The sequence below is a fragment of the Amycolatopsis sp. NPDC004079 genome (assembly GCF_040610415.1).
In the GTDB taxonomy this organism is placed as follows: Bacteria; Actinomycetota; Actinomycetes; order Mycobacteriales; family Pseudonocardiaceae; genus Amycolatopsis; species Amycolatopsis halotolerans.
This window is the reverse complement of the sequence record NZ_JBEXMH010000059.1, coordinates 1-14,096: the sequence shown is the minus strand read 5'-3', so window position 1 is coordinate 14,096 and position 14,096 is coordinate 1. Positions and strand designations below refer to the sequence as shown.

The following is a 14,096-nucleotide window of genomic DNA, read 5'->3' as shown; positions in this document are numbered from 1 at the left end:
CATGGCGATCAACTGGGGTGCCCTCGGCATCGTTTTCGTGGTGGCTTTGGCCGCGGTGGTCGTGCTCACCGGGCTGTTCGCGTACGGCGTGCGCGGTCTGTCCGAACGCGTGACGGCCCGGGCGCACGGCGGCAGCGGCACGGTTCAGCTGACCGGTGCGGTCGTGTGCTTCGCGATCTGCGCCGCGGTGATCGGGTACGGGATCTATCTGATCGTGGCCTAGGCGAGCGCCGCCTCGGCGCGGGTTCGCAGTTCTTCCGGAAGCTCGTCGAGCAGCGGTCGTACCGTTGCCCGGCGAGTTTCGTCTAGGTGCGCCAGGACGTCCAGCGCCGGTGCCCACAGCGTCTCGTCCGCCGCGGCGGTCCGGACCAACGCGGGCAGTCGGTCGTTGCCGAGCAGGCCGAGCACGTGGTCGATCCGGCTCCGGTCGTCCAGCACGTACGCGGTCTGCAGGAGACCGGCGTCGTCCAGCAGGCCGACGCAGCGGCGGACCGTGTCGTCCGGCAGGTGGCCGACGAACCGGCCCAGCGTGATCCAGTCCTCGCGGCGGGTCAGTTCCTCGGCGACCGCCACGACGGTCGTCACCGGGATCCGCGTGATGATCGACGTCGCACGCCGCGGGTCCAGCTCCGCCGCGACCGAGGCGAGGAACTTCGGCGACAGCCGCTTCGCGACGTCGACGCCGCGCGACACATCCACCAGCCCGGCGATCCGCGCGCACAGCAGCGGGCCGAACACCTTCTCCGCGATCTTCGAGGTCACCGCCGCCGGGAGCAGCTTGCTCGCCAGCGCCATCCGCTCCAGCACAACGAGGTTCGCGTCGAACAGCGTGGTCGTCATCTGCTCGCGCAGCAGCCGCACCTCGCCCTGGTCGACGTCGGCGAGGTAATCGAGCTGGGCCGGGTCGACGTCGAGCACCCGGGCGAGCTTGAGGATTTCGGGATTCACAGGCCGACCGCTTTCCGCACCGCGCCGCGCAGCAGGGCGGGCACGTACTTCAGGCTCTCCTCACCCGCGCGGGCGAGCGCCTGCGCCTGCCGGTGCCGGGCGTCGCGCAATGCCGCTGCCAGATCCTGTTTGTGCTGCTCAGGCAGGGTTTCGATGCCGTCAGGCAGCGGAGCGCCGAGCTGCTCGGCCAGGGTGCGTTCAGCCATGGTGACCCATCATGCCCCACGATCCCGACCTTGACTTTCGGCAGTGGTGACGAATCGGGCGGCCCTTGTAGCGTCAGCGGAATGAAGGAGGCGACGCGGTTCCGCTGGCGCGTGGCGTTCGACGTGCTGCTCTGGGCCGCGTTGTGCGGGTTCGTCCTGCTCGACGCGCCGAACAGCCCGAACGGCTGGGAGCTCGCCTACGGCCTGACGTCGGTCACCGTGGCGATGGCGACTGCCCGGGTGTACCCGGCGGTGGCACTGGTGGTGGCGATGGCGACGGCGATCGTCATCGCGTTCGGCTGGGGCGGCCGGGTCGCGGTGTGGGAGTTCTTCCTCATCGTCGTGATCTCGTACCTGGCCGGCTTGCGGCTGGCCAGGGCACGCGTGGCGATGATCAGCTTTTTCGCCATCGCGGTGGCCGGGATCCCGCTCGCTCTCCTGCCGACGTCGAGCTTCGACGCGTGGGGCGCGGTGCTCGGCACGCTCGCGTTCGCCGGGGTCGCGCCGTGTCTGCTCGGCCGGCACGTGCGGCTGCGGCGCGAACTGGCGCAGGACGGGTGGCGGCGCGCCGAGGAGATGGAGAGCAGGCACCGGCTCGTCGCGCAGGAGGCGCGGCTGCGGGAGCGGGCCCGGATCGCCAGCGACATGCACGATTCGCTCGGCCACGAACTGAGCCTGATCGCGGTGCGGGCGGCGGCGCTGGAGGTCGACAGCGAACTAGGCGACAAGCAACGCGAAGCCGCCGGACAGCTCCGGGCGGGCGCGGCGACGGCGACGGAACGGCTGCGCGAGATCATCGGTGTGCTCCGCGAGGACGCCGCGCCGGTCGAGCCGGTGCAGGGCGATCTGGGGGAACTGATCGACCGCGCGCGGGCGTCGGGGATCGAGATCGGCGCGCGGCTCGGCAGTCTCGACAACGCACCGCCGATGGTCGCGCGGGCGGTCTACCGCGTCGTGCAGGAAGCGCTCACGAACGCGGCGAAGTACGCGCCTGGCGCGGCCGTTTCGATCGACGTGACCAGCACGAACGAGGCGACTGATGTCCGGGTGCGGAACGCGCCGCCGCCCGCCGGGCCGTTGCCCGTCCGGTCCGGAAAGCGGGGGTTGATCGGCCTGCACGAGCGGGTGCGGCTGGTCGGCGGGAGCCTGACCGCGGGTCCGTCCGACGGCGGGTTCGAGGTGGCGGCGCGGCTGCCGCACGACGCCGCGCCCGTGCCGGAGCAGGACGACGAGGTGATCGGGCAGGCCGCGCGCGAGCTGGAACGCGCCCGCCGCGCCGTCCGGTCGAGCCTGGTGCAGGCGATCGTGGTGCCGCTGGGGCTGTTCGGGGTGATCATCGGCGGCGCCGGGGTGGCGTTCGTGGCCCAGTGGTCGTCGTCGGAGCTGCCGCCGGACTCGTACGAGCGGATCCAGCTCGGCATGCCGCACTCGGCGGTCGAACCGATGCTGCCCTCCCGCCAGCGCACGACGCTTCCGGCGATCAACGTGCCGCCGCAGCCCTACCGAAGCACCTGCGAGTACTACGGAGCCGGCCGGAGCTGGCTCAACTTCAACCACGCCGTCTACCGGCTGTGCTTTGTGGACGGTCTGGTGGCGAGCAAAGACCTTTACAGTGAGGACGAACCGTGATCCGCGTACTGCTGGCCGACGACGAGGCGATGATCCGCGCCGGCGTGGCCGCGATTCTGGCCTCGGACAAGGAAATCGAGGTCGTGGCCGAGGCCGCGGACGGACGGGCGGCGATCGAACTGGCGCGCGCGAACCGGCCGGACGTCGCGCTGCTCGACATCCGCATGCCCGGCCTCGACGGGCTCGCCGCGGCCGAGGAGATCCGCAAACTGCTCCCGGACACCGGCGTGCTCATGCTGACGACGTTCGGCGAGGACGAGTACATCGAACGCGCTCTCGGCCTCGGCGCGAGCGGATTCCTGCTCAAGGCGGGCGATCCGCGCGAACTGCTGGCCGGGGTGCACGCGGTGGCCGACGGTGCGGCCTTCCTGTCGCCGAAGGTCGCGCACCGGGTGATCACGCGCTTGTCCGGCAGCCGGTTCAGCCGGGCCGCGACCGCGCGCGAGCGGGTGAACGTGCTGACGAACCGGGAACGGGAAGTGCTGGTGTTGCTGGCCGAGGGACTGTCCAATGCGGACATCGCGGCGCGGATGTTCGTGGTGGAGGGCACGGTGAAGGCGCACGTGAGCACGATCCTGACCCGGTTGGACGTGCGCAACCGGGTGCAGGCCGCGATCACGGCTTTCGAGGCGGGGCTGGTGTAAGCCTCGGCGGTTGCCAACGGCTGATGCTGGCTCCGATCCGGGTGGTGACCGCCGCGGGCAGCAGCCGGGTGAATGTCGCCCGAAGCGCGACCGCCGCCGGGTTGCGGAGAAGCGGTCCGCTGGCACCGGCCTGGATCGACGCCTTCGCGACCTTCTGCGTGCGCGGTCGACGTTCGGCGTCATAACGGCGGAGTGCTTCGTCCACTGTGGACTCCTTTGCGTGCGAGGCCAGCACAACCGCGTCCTCTAACGCCTGGCAACCGCCTTGCCCGAGGAACGGCGGCATGGCGTGCGCCGCGTCGCCGAGGAGCGCGATGCGGCCCCGGACGTAACTGGGCAGCGGGGTCGCCAGGTGATGCGTGTCGTGCAGCAGGATTTCCGGGGTGGCGTCGATGAGCTGCGGGATCGGTTCGTGCCAGCGAGCGTACTTCTCGCTCAGGTAAGCGCGGACGTCGTCGTGGCGGATCCCGGCCGGGCGGGCTTCCGAGACCCACCAGTACACCTCGTCGTCCAGCAACGGCAGGACCCCGATTTCGATACCCGCCGCCCACGTCGTGCTCAGCGTGGGCCGCAGCGGCAGCTTGGCGATGCCGCGGAACGCCGCACCACCGCTGTACTCCACGCGTGCGGCCGGGAAAAGCGCCTGCCGGATCGGGCTGTTGATCCCGTCTGCGGCCACGACCAGGTCGGCCTCGATCGAGCCGGAACCGTGGTGTACCACGCCGTTTTGCTCGACGTTCGTGACCTCGACCCCGGTCTTCAGGCACGAGTCCGGCAAGGCTGACCGCAGCGTTTCGATCAGGTTCGCCCGGTGGATCGCGCCGAGCGGCAACCCGTGGCTGCGCACGAAGAGGTCGGCGTCCCACTTGGCCAGCCGACGTCCGCGCCAGTCGACCAGCCCGCCACCGCGCTGGGCTGAGATCCGAGGTTCGACCCCCAGTTCGGCCAGCGCCCGCTGCGCGTTGGGCCACAACGAGATTCCTGCGCCGATAGCGGTGAGCTCCGGTGCCCGTTCGAGCACCGTGACCTCCCAGCCGACGCGGCGCAATCCGATCGCCGCGGCCAGTCCGCCGATGCCGCCCCCGACCACGACCGCGCGTCGCGAAGCCATGTCCGACCTCCTCTACGTCTGTAGAGGACTCTACACCTGTAGTGTCCCGGTGGTGGAACGGATAGCTGTGATCGGCGACGCAGCGGTCGAGGTGATCGCGGCCGAAGGCATGCGCGGGCTGACTCACCGCGCCGTCGACCGGGCGGCCGGGCTGCCCGCGGGCTCGACGTCGTATTACGCGCGCACTCGTGCCGCGCTGCTGGAACTGGCCGCGGACCGGATGGTCGCGCTGGACCAGGCCGAAGTCGCGCCGCCGGAGGGAGAACTCGCGGAGTTCCTGGGCACGATGGTGTACCGGTCGATCACCGTCGGCCGCACCAGAATGCTCGCGCGCTACGAGTTCGCGCTGGAATCGGTCCGACGGCCGGAGTTGCGGGCCCGGTACGACGCCGGTGGGCTGGAATTGCGTCGGCGGTGTGCGGAAGTGCTCGCTGCGGCCGGTTCTCCGACGCCGGAGGACCACGCCCGCGTGCTCATCGGCTGGCTCGACGGATCGATCTTCGACGCGCTGGCGGGCACGGGCTCCCTCAACCCGCCGGCCGAAGCCGAACTGGTGGAGGGAGCCCGTGCCGTGCTCGCCGGATTGGGGTTGTCGCAGGCCTGATCAGGCGTCGCGGCGGTTCAGCATCGCCGTCCCGGCACCGATTCCGGCGACCGCCCAGACGAGGCAGACCAGCACGCCGACCCAAGGCCCGTATGGCGGCATGCTGCCGAACAACGGGTTCACGTCGCCGGGCGGCACCATCGCGTTGATCCCCGCGAAGGCCGGGAAATAGTTCATCGCGCCGGGAAGCACGTACGACGACATCAGCATCGGCAACGGCAGCAGCAGCACGATCACCACCACCAACGTCCCCGCCGCGCTGCGCAGCACGAACGAAATCCCCAGGCACAGCACGCCGAGCAGCGCGAAATACGCTCCCATGCCCAGCGCGGTGATCGTCCCCTGCGACAGCGACGTGGAACCCCCAGCCCCACGCATCAGCACCGACGCGACCCCCATGCCGACAGCCGCGACCACCACGCCGTAAACGAAAAGCACCGGCACCAGCACCGCTGCCTTGGCCGCGGTGACCCGGGCGCGCACCGGGACCCATTGCAGCGTCGAGCGAATCGACCCGCTGGTGTACTCGCTGGTCACGAACAACGTCGCGACCGCGAGCACGCAGAACTCGACCAGGTAGATCGCCCCGGCGTTGACAATGCCGTGCGCGGACTGCTGCCGATCATCCCCGACGTGCTGGGAGATCCCCGACACGACGGAGTAGAACGCCATCAGCAGCACCCCGCCGATCAGCGACAACCACGTCGCCCGAACCGACCAGAACTTGGTCCACTCCGCCGAAATCGCCAGCTTCGTCATGCCGTAACCCCGTATTCCACCGATCCGGCGGTCAGTTCCATATACGCCTGCTCGAGCGAAGCGGTCCGCTCGGCGAGCCCGTGCAGCCGGACGCCCAGTTCGTGAGCCAGATCCCCGATCTCGGCCACGCCCGCCTCGTCGATGAGCAGTTCGCCGTCCTCCCCGGGCGCCACCGTCCGGCCGTTCCCCCGCAGCCAGTCCGCGAGTTTCGCGCGCTCGGCCGGGTCCGGCACGCGCACCGCGACCGACCGGCTCGAGTTGCCCGCGATGAAGTCGCCGATCGCCGCGTCGGCGAGGATCGAACCCTTGCCGATGACCAGCAGCCGGTCCGCGGTCAGCTGCATCTCGCTCATCAGATGGCTGGACACGAAGACCGTGCGGCCTTCGGAGGCGAGCGAACGCATCAGCTGCCGCACCCAGCGGACTCCGTCCGGGTCGAGGCCGTTGACCGGCTCGTCGAACATCAGCACGCCCGGGTCGCCGAGCAGGGCGCCGGCGATGCCGAGCCGCTGGCTCATGCCGAGCGAAAACGTCCCGGCGCGCTTGCCCGCGACGTCGCTCAGCCCGACCGTCGCGAGCACCTCCTCGACGCGGCTGGCGGCGATTCCGTTGCTGCGCGCCATCGCGAGCAGGTGTTTGCCCGCGCTGCGTCCGGGATGCATGGCCTTCGCATCCAGCAGTGCACCGACCTCGCGAAGCGGAAACCGTAGTTCTGCATACGGTTTGCCGCGAATCAGCGCGTCGCCGGACTCCGGCCGGTCGAGGCCGACGGTCATCCGCATGGTGGTGGACTTGCCCGCGCCGTTCGGGCCGAGGAACCCGGTCACCGTGCCCGTCTCGATGACCGAGGTGAGGCCGTTGACCACCGTTTTCTGCCCGTAGCGCTTCGTCAATCCGCGAAACGTGATCATAGGGCGAAGTCTGCGCCCGCGCGGGGTGCTCGGACATCGGCCGACCGTCCTGGACCGACCCCGACTTTAGGCAGGGGTCAGCGAGCCCTGCGGGTGGTGTGCCGGGTCGGTTGGGCGGTCGCGGGGTCTTCCGGCCACGGATGTTTCGGGTAGCGGCCTCGGAGGTCGGCGCGGACGGCGGCGTATCCGGTGCGCCAGAAGGATTCGAGGTCGGCGGTGACCGCGGCCGGGCGACCGGCGGGGGACAGCAGGTGCAGCACCACCGGCACGCGGCCGTCGGCGAGTGATGGCGTCTCGGTCCAGCCGAAGGTCTCTTGGAGCTTCACCGCGAGCACTGGCTGGTCGCCGCGGTAGTCCACGCGGTAGTGCGAGCCGGACGGGACTTCGAGCCGGTCCGGGGCGAGTTCGTCGAGGCGCGCTGCTTCGGGCCAGGGGAGCAGGCCGCGCAGGGAGGTTCCGGCGTCGACGTTCGCCAGATCGGCTCGTCGGCGGACCCTCGAGAGGTCCAGCCAAGTGTCTACATCGGACAACAGGGTTTCGTCATCCACCGACGGCCACGGCTCGCCCAGTGCGCGGTGCAGGAAGGCGAGACGTTCACGGAGGCGGGTGCCGTCTTGGCTCCAGCGCAACAAGCCGAGACCTTCGGCGCGGAGTCCGGCGACCACTGCGTCGTGGACCAGCTGCGGATCCGGCTTGCGCAAAGGCTTTTCGGACAGCACGATCGCGCCCAGGCGGCGGACATGGCGAGCGACGACGTCGCCGTCCCAATGCACTTCGTCCACTTCGGACACCAGGGTCGGCGCGGCTTGAGTCGCCAATGCTTCGTCGGCGGTCGCGGCGAGCCGGATGGTGCCGTGCACGCGGCCCGGGTCGCGGGTGGCTTCGGCGACGGCCAGCCATTCGGCGTCGCCCAGGCCGCTCCCGTTGGGCAGTTCGGCCGCGGTGCCGCTGGCCATCAGATACACCGGTGCCGAACCACTGCGTCGCCGCGCCAAGCGTTCCGGATGTGCGAGGGCGACGACCAACGCGGCGTCCGGGGCGGTTTTGGCTGGCGAATTGACCAATCCTGCCAACCGTTTCGCGTCTCGCTGCCAGCGGCGGGCCGCGTCGTCGTGCGCGGAACGGAGGCGTCGCAGCTCGGCTTCGACGTCGGTCAGCGTCGCTCCAGTGTCGAGCAAGGCAACTACTTCCGCCGCAGCGCGGGCTCCGACGGCCTCCGCGCCGTCCAGCAACGCGCGCGCCAGCCGGGGATGCAATCCGAGGTCCGCCATCTTCTGTCCGCGCGGCGTGACAGCACCGTCGGCAGTGGTTGCTCCGAGCGTTTGAAGCAGGCTTCGCGCGGCGGCGAGCGCGCCTTCGCCGGGCGGGTCCCACCAGGCGAGCCCGGTTCCGTCCGGAGTGGACCAGCAGGCGAGTTCCAACGCGAACCGCGCCAGTTCGGCAGTGCGGATTTCCGGCTCCGGGTACGCGGGGAGCGTCGCCTGCTCGTGCTCTGGCCAGCATCGATAAGCGCGACCAGGCGCTTCTCGGCCCGCACGACCAGCGCGTTGTTCCGCCACCGCGACTGAAACCCGCACCGTGGCGAGCCCGGCGAGACCGCGCCGGTGATCGACTCGGGGGACGCGCGCGAGGCCTGAATCCACGACCGCGCGGACGCCGGGAACGGTCAGGCTCGACTCGGCGACGGCGGTCGCGAGAACCACTCGGCGACGGTCCCGTGGCCGCAACGCTTCGTCTTGCCGGGCAGCGGAAAGACGTCCGTGCAGTGGCAGCACGTCGGCGTCCAGCGAACTCAGCAGCGACGACGTCCGCGCGATTTCTCCCGCGCCCGGAAGGAACGCGAGCACATCACCGTCCCCTTCGGACAGTGCTTGCCGGACCGCCGATGCCACCGCGGCTTCCGGACGTTCCCCGCGCGTCGGAGCGCGATAGCTGAGCTCGACCGGGTACGTGCGGGCGTGTGCGGTGATCACCGGAGCGTCGCCGAGCAGTTCGGCCAGCCGTCCGGACGCGACCGTCGCCGAGGTCGCGAGCAGCCGCAGGTCGTCGCGCAGCCCGGCGCGGACGTCGAGGAGCAGCGCGAGCAGCAGATCGGCGTCGAGATGGCGTTCGTGGCATTCGTCCAGGAGGACCGTCGACACCCCGGCCAGCTCGGGATCGTGCTGCACCCGCCGCACCAGCAGACCGGACGTGACCACCTCGATCCGCGTGCGCGACGACACCTTCCGGTCGCCGCGCACGGCGTACCCGACGGTCTCGCCGACCGGTTCGCCCAGCAATGCCGCCATCCGCCCGGCCGCGGCCCGGGCAGCGAGCCGACGCGGTTCGGCGACCACGACGCGTCCTTCGCCGCGGTTCAGCGCGAGCGGCACGAGCGTGGTCTTGCCGGTGCCGGGCGGGGCGACGAGCACCGCGGCGCCGTGGTCGTCGAGCGCGCTCAGCACGGACGGCAGCACCGCGCGGACGGGCAGGTCCGGCAGCGAGGCTAGGTCGGTCACTGCTCGGTGATCTCCGGTGGATTCGGGAACGGATAGTTCGACGGCCCGATGTTCGTCTCCAGCGACTTCCGCCAGGCCCCGGTCGACACCATCTTCCGGATCGCGTCGTCCACCGCGTGCTGGCCCTCGGTGTCGCCCTTGCGCAGGCCGACGCCGTACCGCTCAGTGGAAAACGGGCGGCCGACCACCTTCAGCAGTTCCGGATTCTGCGCGGCGTACCCGGCGAGGATCACCGCGTCTGTGGTGACCGCGTCGACCTGGTTGGCCAGCAGCGCGGTGACGCAGTCCGGGTACCGCGGGTACTCGACCAGCTGCACCCGCTGCGCGAACTTGTCCTTCACCATCTGCGCCGGCGTCGACCCGGTGACCGAGCAGAGCCGCTTGCCGTTGAGGCTTTCCGGGCCGGTGATGTCCGGCGAGGTGAGCCGCACCAGCAGGTCCTGGCCGGTGACGAAGTACGGTCCGGCGAAGCTGACCTGCTGTTTCCGCTTGTCGGTGATCGAATAGGTGGCCACGACCAGGTCGACCGCGCCCGAGGTCAGGTCGGTCTCGCGGCGCGCCGGGGTGGTCTCGTGCCAGGTGATGCGGTCCGGCTCGACACCCAGTTCGCGCGCGACGAAAGTAGCGACATCGACGTCGAAACCGGCGAGCCTGCCGTCCACAGTTCGTTGCGAAAGGCCCGGCGCGTCGAACCGGATCCCGATGGTCAGGTGGTTGCCGTCACGCGCCCGGGTAGGAAGCGGATCGTCTTTGGATACCGTCGACGATCCGCAGGAAACGCAGCTGACCAGCAGAAACACGGCGGCGAGCACTGCGCGAAACCGCATCGGTGCCTCCGCTTCGCCGCTCGGCTGCTCACATGGTTCTCAGGTCAGACGGCTAGCCTAAGCGCGTGCGCCGACTGCCCCAACCTGTACTCGACACCATCGGGACGCTCGCCCGCCTCGGGCTGGCTGCCGTGTGGCTCGTGTCCGGCGGCCTGAAGATCGCCGACCCGGGGCAGACGTACATCGCCGTGCAGGCCTACGACGTCCTCCCGCACGCGCTCGTGCGCCCGGTCGCCACCGGGCTGCCGCTGCTGGAGCTGGTGCTCGGGCTGCTGCTGCTGGCCGGGCTGGCCACGCGCTGGGTCGCGGGCGCCTCGCTGCTGCTGCTCGCCGTGCTCGTCGCGGGCATCGCGCAGTCGTGGGCGCGCGGGCTGAGCATCGACTGCGGCTGCTTCGGCGGCGGCGGGCGCGTGGACGCCGGGCAGACCGAGTACCCGCAGGAGATCCTGCGCGACACCGGCTTCGCCCTGCTCGCGGTGTGGCTGCTGGCACGGCCGCGCACGTGGTTCTCGGTCGACGGCTGGCTCGGCTGGGGCAAGGGCAGGAACGCCGGGAACTCGGACGAGTCCCCGGACGACTACCCCAAGAGCATCGCGGAAGGGAATTAGGAACAGTGGGTGGAGCTGCGCGCAACGCGCGGAAAAGCCGTCAGCAGGCGGCGGCCGCGAGGTCGGTCGCCCAGGCGCGGGGCTCGAAGAGCGACCGGAACAAGATCATCGCGATCGTGGTGGCCATCGTGGTGGTCGCCGCGCTCGTGATCGGCGGCGTGCTCTGGATCAACTCGAGCAAGAACGCCACGCAGGACAGCGCGATCCAGCCGGGCACGACCTCGGCGCTCGGACCGGGCGTGGTCGAGAAGCGGGACGGGGCGGTGGTGTCGGTCGGCAAGCCGGGCGCGCCGAAGACGATCGACCTGTACGCGGACTTCCTGTGCCCGTACTGCGCGAAGCTGCAGCAGGACTACGGGCCGCGGATGGAGAAGGCGATCAACGACGGCCAGCTCACCGTGCGCTACCACATGGTGATCCTGCTCAACAAGAACTCGGACCCGCCGGGCTACTCGCTCGACTCGGCCAACGCCGCGCTCGCCGCAGCCGACCAGCAGAAGTTCACCGCGTTCCACGACGCGCTGTTCAAGAACCAGCCGCAGGAAGGCGGCCGCGGGTACGACAAGGCCCAGCTGATCAAGCTCGGCCAGGACCTCGGGATCAGCGACCCGAAGTTCGCGCAGGCGGTCAACGCCGGAACCTTCGACCAGCCGCTGCAGGCGGCGTTCCAGCAGATCCAGGGCGACCAGAACCTTCAGCAGGACTTCGGCAACGGCCAGGTCGGCTTCGGCACGCCCACCGTCGCGGTCAACGGCAAGGCCGTCCCGGCCCAGGGCGACTGGCTGACGAAGATCCTCAACGGCTGACCTGATCCGGTCAATTCGCCTGTCCGGGCACAACCCGTCCGCTAACCTGGGCCGCAGGGCTCAGGGGAGGGGCGGGTTGTGTCCGGTTTTCATGTCGACGACGGCGCGTATGAGAACTACGCGAAGCAGGTCGACCCACTCGGCGACGAGGTGCGCGCCGCGGCGAAAGCACATCTCGGTCCGCACGCGACGCTGTCCGGCGACGGGTTTTCCGCGATCGGGGACGAATCCGGCTTCGCCGGCGCGTACGGGGCGCGGATGCGGGCGTTGCAGGAACGGATGCACGCGCTCGGCGGCGGCTGGCACGACGTCGGCGAGGCCGCTCGGCGCACGCAGGGCAATTACGCCGCGGTCGAGCAGGAACACGGCGACGCGTTGCGCAGGTTTTCGTGAACGCTCCGGTCGATCATCTGGTCCGCAACGGACTGGACACCACCAATCAGTTCGCCGCGAAGCTGAAGCACGATCCGTCGGCGATCAACGGCGCGCGCGACGGGCATGTCGCGCTGCAGACGTCCGTCGGCCAGGCGAATCAGCACGCGGGTGCTCAGCGGGTGAACCTGGCGCACGCCAGTTCCGGGGCGACCTCCGAGCGGGCGGTCGCGACGTCGAAGGACCTGGAGAAGGAAGTCCAGGACCTTCTCGACGAGAGCGCGGAAATCGAGCGGGCGGTCGCGGAGGCGGCGGAGACGCTGCACGTCGGCGAGATCCGCAATGATCAGGTGCGGGACCAGATTCTGCGGGAGATCGCGTCTTCGATGAAGGCGCTGGCCGCGGTCAACGGGATCCAGCCGCCGGAAAGCCGGGCGGCCGCGGCTCGGCAGATTCTGGTGCAGCTGCAGACGAAGATCGGGCAGCTGACCGGTCAGGCGGCGACGTTCACCGAGGAGACGCTCGGGAAACTGACCGGGCTGGGGCAGCGGCTCGGCGGGTCGGACTCGACTTCCGCGAGCAGCGCCACGACCTCAGTGCCGCAGGCGTTCAACAGCAACGGGGCGCACGTCAGCCACGGCGGCGGTGGGGATAGTGGTGGTGGCGGCGGTGGAGGCGGCGGCGGGTTCGCCGGGAAGCCGCGGTTGCCGGTGGCCGTTCCGCCGCAGCCCGGCAGCGGGGTCGGGATCAACCTGCCGGGCGGGAAAACCGTGATGGCCCCGAACGAGACCGCGGCCAAAGCGGTTCGGGCGGCGTTGTCTCAGCTGGGTGTGCCGTATGTATGGGGCGGGACCGCGCGCGGGCAGGGGCTCGACTGCAGCGGGTTGACCATGACGTCCTATCAGGACGCTGGGCTGCAGTTGCCTCGGACGGCCAAGCAGCAGACCGTCGGGGCTGAGGTGCCGTCGATGGATCAGTTGCTGCCGGGGGATTTGGTGGTGTGGTCCGGGCACGTCGCGATGGTGATCGGCGACGGGCAGATGGTCGAGGCCGGGGATCCGGTGCAGATCAGCAAGATCCGGACGACCAATGCCGGGCAGCAGTTCATTGGGTTCTACCGGCCTACGGGGTGAGTGGTGGCTGAATTCGACATGGATCGCGCCGTGGCGCGGGTGATGGAGGAGGCCTCCCGGACCGGGGAGGCGGCTGCCGCGCGGTTCGAGCGGGCTGGGCCGGTGGTGGGGAAGGCTGCTGCTGGCGGGGTTTCGGTCGAGGTCGCGCCTGGTGGGTTGCTGACTGGACTGACGTTGACTCGGGCTGCTTTGCGCAGTGGGTCGGAGGCTGTTGCTTCGCAGATTCTGGAGCTGTCGAGGCGGGCTGAGCGGCGGGCTGGGGATCGGATGCATCAGGTTCTGGCACCGGTTTTGGGTGCGGAAGCGGTGGCTTCGTTGGGGTATGCGGCGTTGGCTGAGGATGATCCGGATTTCTACGACGAAGAGCCGGTGGTGTTGTGAAGACCCGAGAGCTTATTGAGCTGGCTCGGTCTCGCGAGGCCGCGTTGGGACAGGTCGCCTCGTTGATGACGGAGGCGCGGGGGTCGGCTCATGCTGTGGATGGGTCGGTTGAGGTGACGGTGGATGCGCTGGGGGCGTTGAAGCGGTTGTGGCTTGCGCCTTCGTTGGCATCGGCGGATCCATCTCGGGTCTCGGCTCTAGTGCTTGAGGTGGTGCGGGTGGCGATGGCTGAGGCTGAGCAGGATTGCTTCAACCGGGTGGGGTTGTTGCTGGGGGAGGAGGCTGGGTTGCTCGTGGAGGCGTTGTCCGGGCGGGCCGCGCCGGCTCGTTCTTCGGATGATGATCCTGGGATGACGGTGGAGGAGTTCCAGCGGTTGCGGGGGGAGAGGGTGGGGGAGAGGCGGTTTCCTGCTGCTTCTGCTCCTGTTGAGTCCACTGTGGATAGTGATGAGTGGGAGGACTTTGATCCGGCTTCGTTGCGGTCGGATCGGTGAGGGTGGGAGGTTTTTTGTCGGGGGCTGACGCCCCCTTCGGGGGTGGTGGTTGCGTGGGGCACCCCGAAGCTTGATTGTGTGAGGTTCCCCCGGTGTGCCGGACACCCTGATCCTTGGCTTCGGCTTGGGGAAGGATGTGTTTGTGTCTGGTTCGTCGAGGTATCC

Annotated in this window: 17 protein-coding genes; 10 read left to right on the top strand and 7 right to left on the bottom strand. The window is 69.8% G+C overall.

The features are described from left to right. The first annotated feature begins 1 nt into the window (after position 1). Entirely contained in the window at positions 2-223 is a 222-nt protein-coding gene (locus ABZX37_RS38985; RefSeq protein ID WP_182895320.1) for a hypothetical protein, read from the top strand. Here the strand turns inward: ABZX37_RS38985 and ABZX37_RS38980 are convergent. Both ABZX37_RS38980 and ABZX37_RS38975 read right to left on the bottom strand, forming a co-directional pair. Further along, entirely contained in the window at positions 220-948 is a 729-nt protein-coding gene (locus ABZX37_RS38980) for a hypothetical protein (RefSeq protein WP_354748343.1), read from the bottom strand. The two genes, ABZX37_RS38985 and ABZX37_RS38980, sit on opposite strands and share 4 nt — an antisense overlap. Continuing rightward, complete coding sequence (locus ABZX37_RS38975; protein ID WP_162834652.1) at positions 945-1,154, bottom strand: hypothetical protein; 210 nt, start codon at positions 1,152-1,154, stop codon at positions 945-947. Before ABZX37_RS38975 ends, ABZX37_RS38980 begins: the two co-directional genes overlap by 4 nt. An 81-nt stretch (positions 1,155-1,235) precedes the next feature. On the opposite strand from ABZX37_RS38975, the gene ABZX37_RS38970 reads away from it, so the two are divergent. Both ABZX37_RS38970 and ABZX37_RS38965 read left to right on the top strand, forming a co-directional pair. Next, positions 1,236-2,783 carry a histidine kinase gene (locus ABZX37_RS38970; protein ID WP_354748341.1) on the top strand — a complete coding sequence of 516 codons (1,548 nt, stop codon included), beginning with the start codon at positions 1,236-1,238 and terminating at the stop codon, positions 2,781-2,783. Next, on the top strand, positions 2,780-3,427 hold the full coding sequence (locus ABZX37_RS38965; protein ID WP_354748339.1) for a response regulator transcription factor: 648 nt from the start codon (positions 2,780-2,782) through the stop codon (positions 3,425-3,427). The genes ABZX37_RS38970 and ABZX37_RS38965 overlap by 4 nt, the downstream gene beginning before the upstream one ends. Here the strand turns inward: ABZX37_RS38965 and ABZX37_RS38960 are convergent. After that, positions 3,399-4,538, bottom strand: coding sequence for an FAD-dependent monooxygenase (locus tag ABZX37_RS38960; protein WP_354748337.1), 1,140 nt, complete (start codon positions 4,536-4,538; stop codon positions 3,399-3,401). The genes ABZX37_RS38965 and ABZX37_RS38960 overlap by 29 nt on opposite strands. 52 nt (positions 4,539-4,590) lie before the next feature. On the opposite strand from ABZX37_RS38960, the gene ABZX37_RS38955 reads away from it, so the two are divergent. Further along, on the top strand, positions 4,591-5,142 hold the full coding sequence (locus tag ABZX37_RS38955; protein ID WP_354748335.1) for a TetR/AcrR family transcriptional regulator: 552 nt from the start codon (positions 4,591-4,593) through the stop codon (positions 5,140-5,142). On the opposite strand, the gene ABZX37_RS38950 is transcribed toward ABZX37_RS38955, so the two are convergent. The 4 genes from ABZX37_RS38950 to ABZX37_RS38935 all read right to left on the bottom strand — a co-directional run bounded on the left by ABZX37_RS38950 (position 5,143) and on the right by ABZX37_RS38935 (position 10,137). Then, complete coding sequence (locus ABZX37_RS38950) at positions 5,143-5,901, bottom strand: ABC transporter permease (RefSeq protein ID WP_354748334.1); 759 nt, start codon at positions 5,899-5,901, stop codon at positions 5,143-5,145. Further along, positions 5,898-6,812 (bottom strand): ATP-binding cassette domain-containing protein, encoded by a 915-nt coding sequence (locus tag ABZX37_RS38945; protein WP_354748332.1) that lies wholly within the window; start codon positions 6,810-6,812, stop codon positions 5,898-5,900. Before ABZX37_RS38945 ends, ABZX37_RS38950 begins: the two co-directional genes overlap by 4 nt. A 77-nt stretch (positions 6,813-6,889) precedes the next feature. Continuing rightward, the gene (hrpB, locus tag ABZX37_RS38940; RefSeq protein WP_354748330.1) at positions 6,890-9,310 is read right to left on the bottom strand and encodes an ATP-dependent helicase HrpB; all 2,421 of its coding nucleotides are present in this window, start codon (positions 9,308-9,310) and stop codon (positions 6,890-6,892) included. After that, complete coding sequence (locus tag ABZX37_RS38935; RefSeq protein WP_354748328.1) at positions 9,307-10,137, bottom strand: glutamate ABC transporter substrate-binding protein; 831 nt, start codon at positions 10,135-10,137, stop codon at positions 9,307-9,309. The genes hrpB and ABZX37_RS38935 overlap by 4 nt, the downstream gene beginning before the upstream one ends. 98 nt (positions 10,138-10,235) lie before the next feature. On the opposite strand from ABZX37_RS38935, the gene ABZX37_RS38930 reads away from it, so the two are divergent. The 6 genes from ABZX37_RS38930 (at position 10,236) to ABZX37_RS38905 (ending at position 13,931) form a co-directional block, all read left to right on the top strand. Further along, a complete protein-coding gene (locus ABZX37_RS38930; protein WP_354748403.1) occupies positions 10,236-10,745 on the top strand; it encodes a MauE/DoxX family redox-associated membrane protein in 510 nt (169 codons plus the stop codon). Positions 10,746-10,750: 5 nt separating this feature from the next. Beyond that, the gene (locus ABZX37_RS38925; RefSeq protein WP_354748326.1) at positions 10,751-11,551 is read left to right on the top strand and encodes a thioredoxin domain-containing protein; all 801 of its coding nucleotides are present in this window, start codon (positions 10,751-10,753) and stop codon (positions 11,549-11,551) included. A gap of 78 nt (positions 11,552-11,629) precedes the next feature. Continuing rightward, positions 11,630-11,944: a hypothetical protein gene (locus ABZX37_RS38920; protein WP_354748324.1), complete on the top strand. Its 315-nt coding sequence runs from the start codon at positions 11,630-11,632 to the stop codon at positions 11,942-11,944. Next, the gene (locus tag ABZX37_RS38915; RefSeq protein ID WP_354748322.1) at positions 11,941-13,056 is read left to right on the top strand and encodes a C40 family peptidase; all 1,116 of its coding nucleotides are present in this window, start codon (positions 11,941-11,943) and stop codon (positions 13,054-13,056) included. Before ABZX37_RS38920 ends, ABZX37_RS38915 begins: the two co-directional genes overlap by 4 nt. After that, entirely contained in the window at positions 13,057-13,437 is a 381-nt protein-coding gene (locus ABZX37_RS38910) for a YbaB/EbfC family DNA-binding protein (protein WP_354748320.1), read from the top strand. It abuts the gene before it with no gap. Next, complete coding sequence (locus ABZX37_RS38905; RefSeq protein ID WP_354748318.1) at positions 13,434-13,931, top strand: YbaB/EbfC family nucleoid-associated protein; 498 nt, start codon at positions 13,434-13,436, stop codon at positions 13,929-13,931. Before ABZX37_RS38910 ends, ABZX37_RS38905 begins: the two co-directional genes overlap by 4 nt. Positions 13,932-14,096: the final 165 nt, after the last annotated feature.

Coding starts and splice junctions, on each gene's coding strand:
- ABZX37_RS38985 (WP_182895320.1), top strand. CDS start 2: ATGGCGATCAACTGGGGTGCCCTCGGCATCGTTTTCGTGGTGGCTTTG.
- ABZX37_RS38975 (WP_162834652.1), bottom strand. CDS start 1,154: ATGGCTGAACGCACCCTGGCCGAGCAGCTCGGCGCTCCGCTGCCTGAC.
- ABZX37_RS38970 (WP_354748341.1), top strand. CDS start 1,236: ATGAAGGAGGCGACGCGGTTCCGCTGGCGCGTGGCGTTCGACGTGCTG.
- ABZX37_RS38960 (WP_354748337.1), bottom strand. CDS start 4,538: ATGGCTTCGCGACGCGCGGTCGTGGTCGGGGGCGGCATCGGCGGACTG.
- ABZX37_RS38950 (WP_354748334.1), bottom strand. CDS start 5,901: ATGACGAAGCTGGCGATTTCGGCGGAGTGGACCAAGTTCTGGTCGGTT.
- ABZX37_RS38945 (WP_354748332.1), bottom strand. CDS start 6,812: ATGATCACGTTTCGCGGATTGACGAAGCGCTACGGGCAGAAAACGGTG.
- ABZX37_RS38935 (WP_354748328.1), bottom strand. CDS start 10,137: ATGCGGTTTCGCGCAGTGCTCGCCGCCGTGTTTCTGCTGGTCAGCTGC.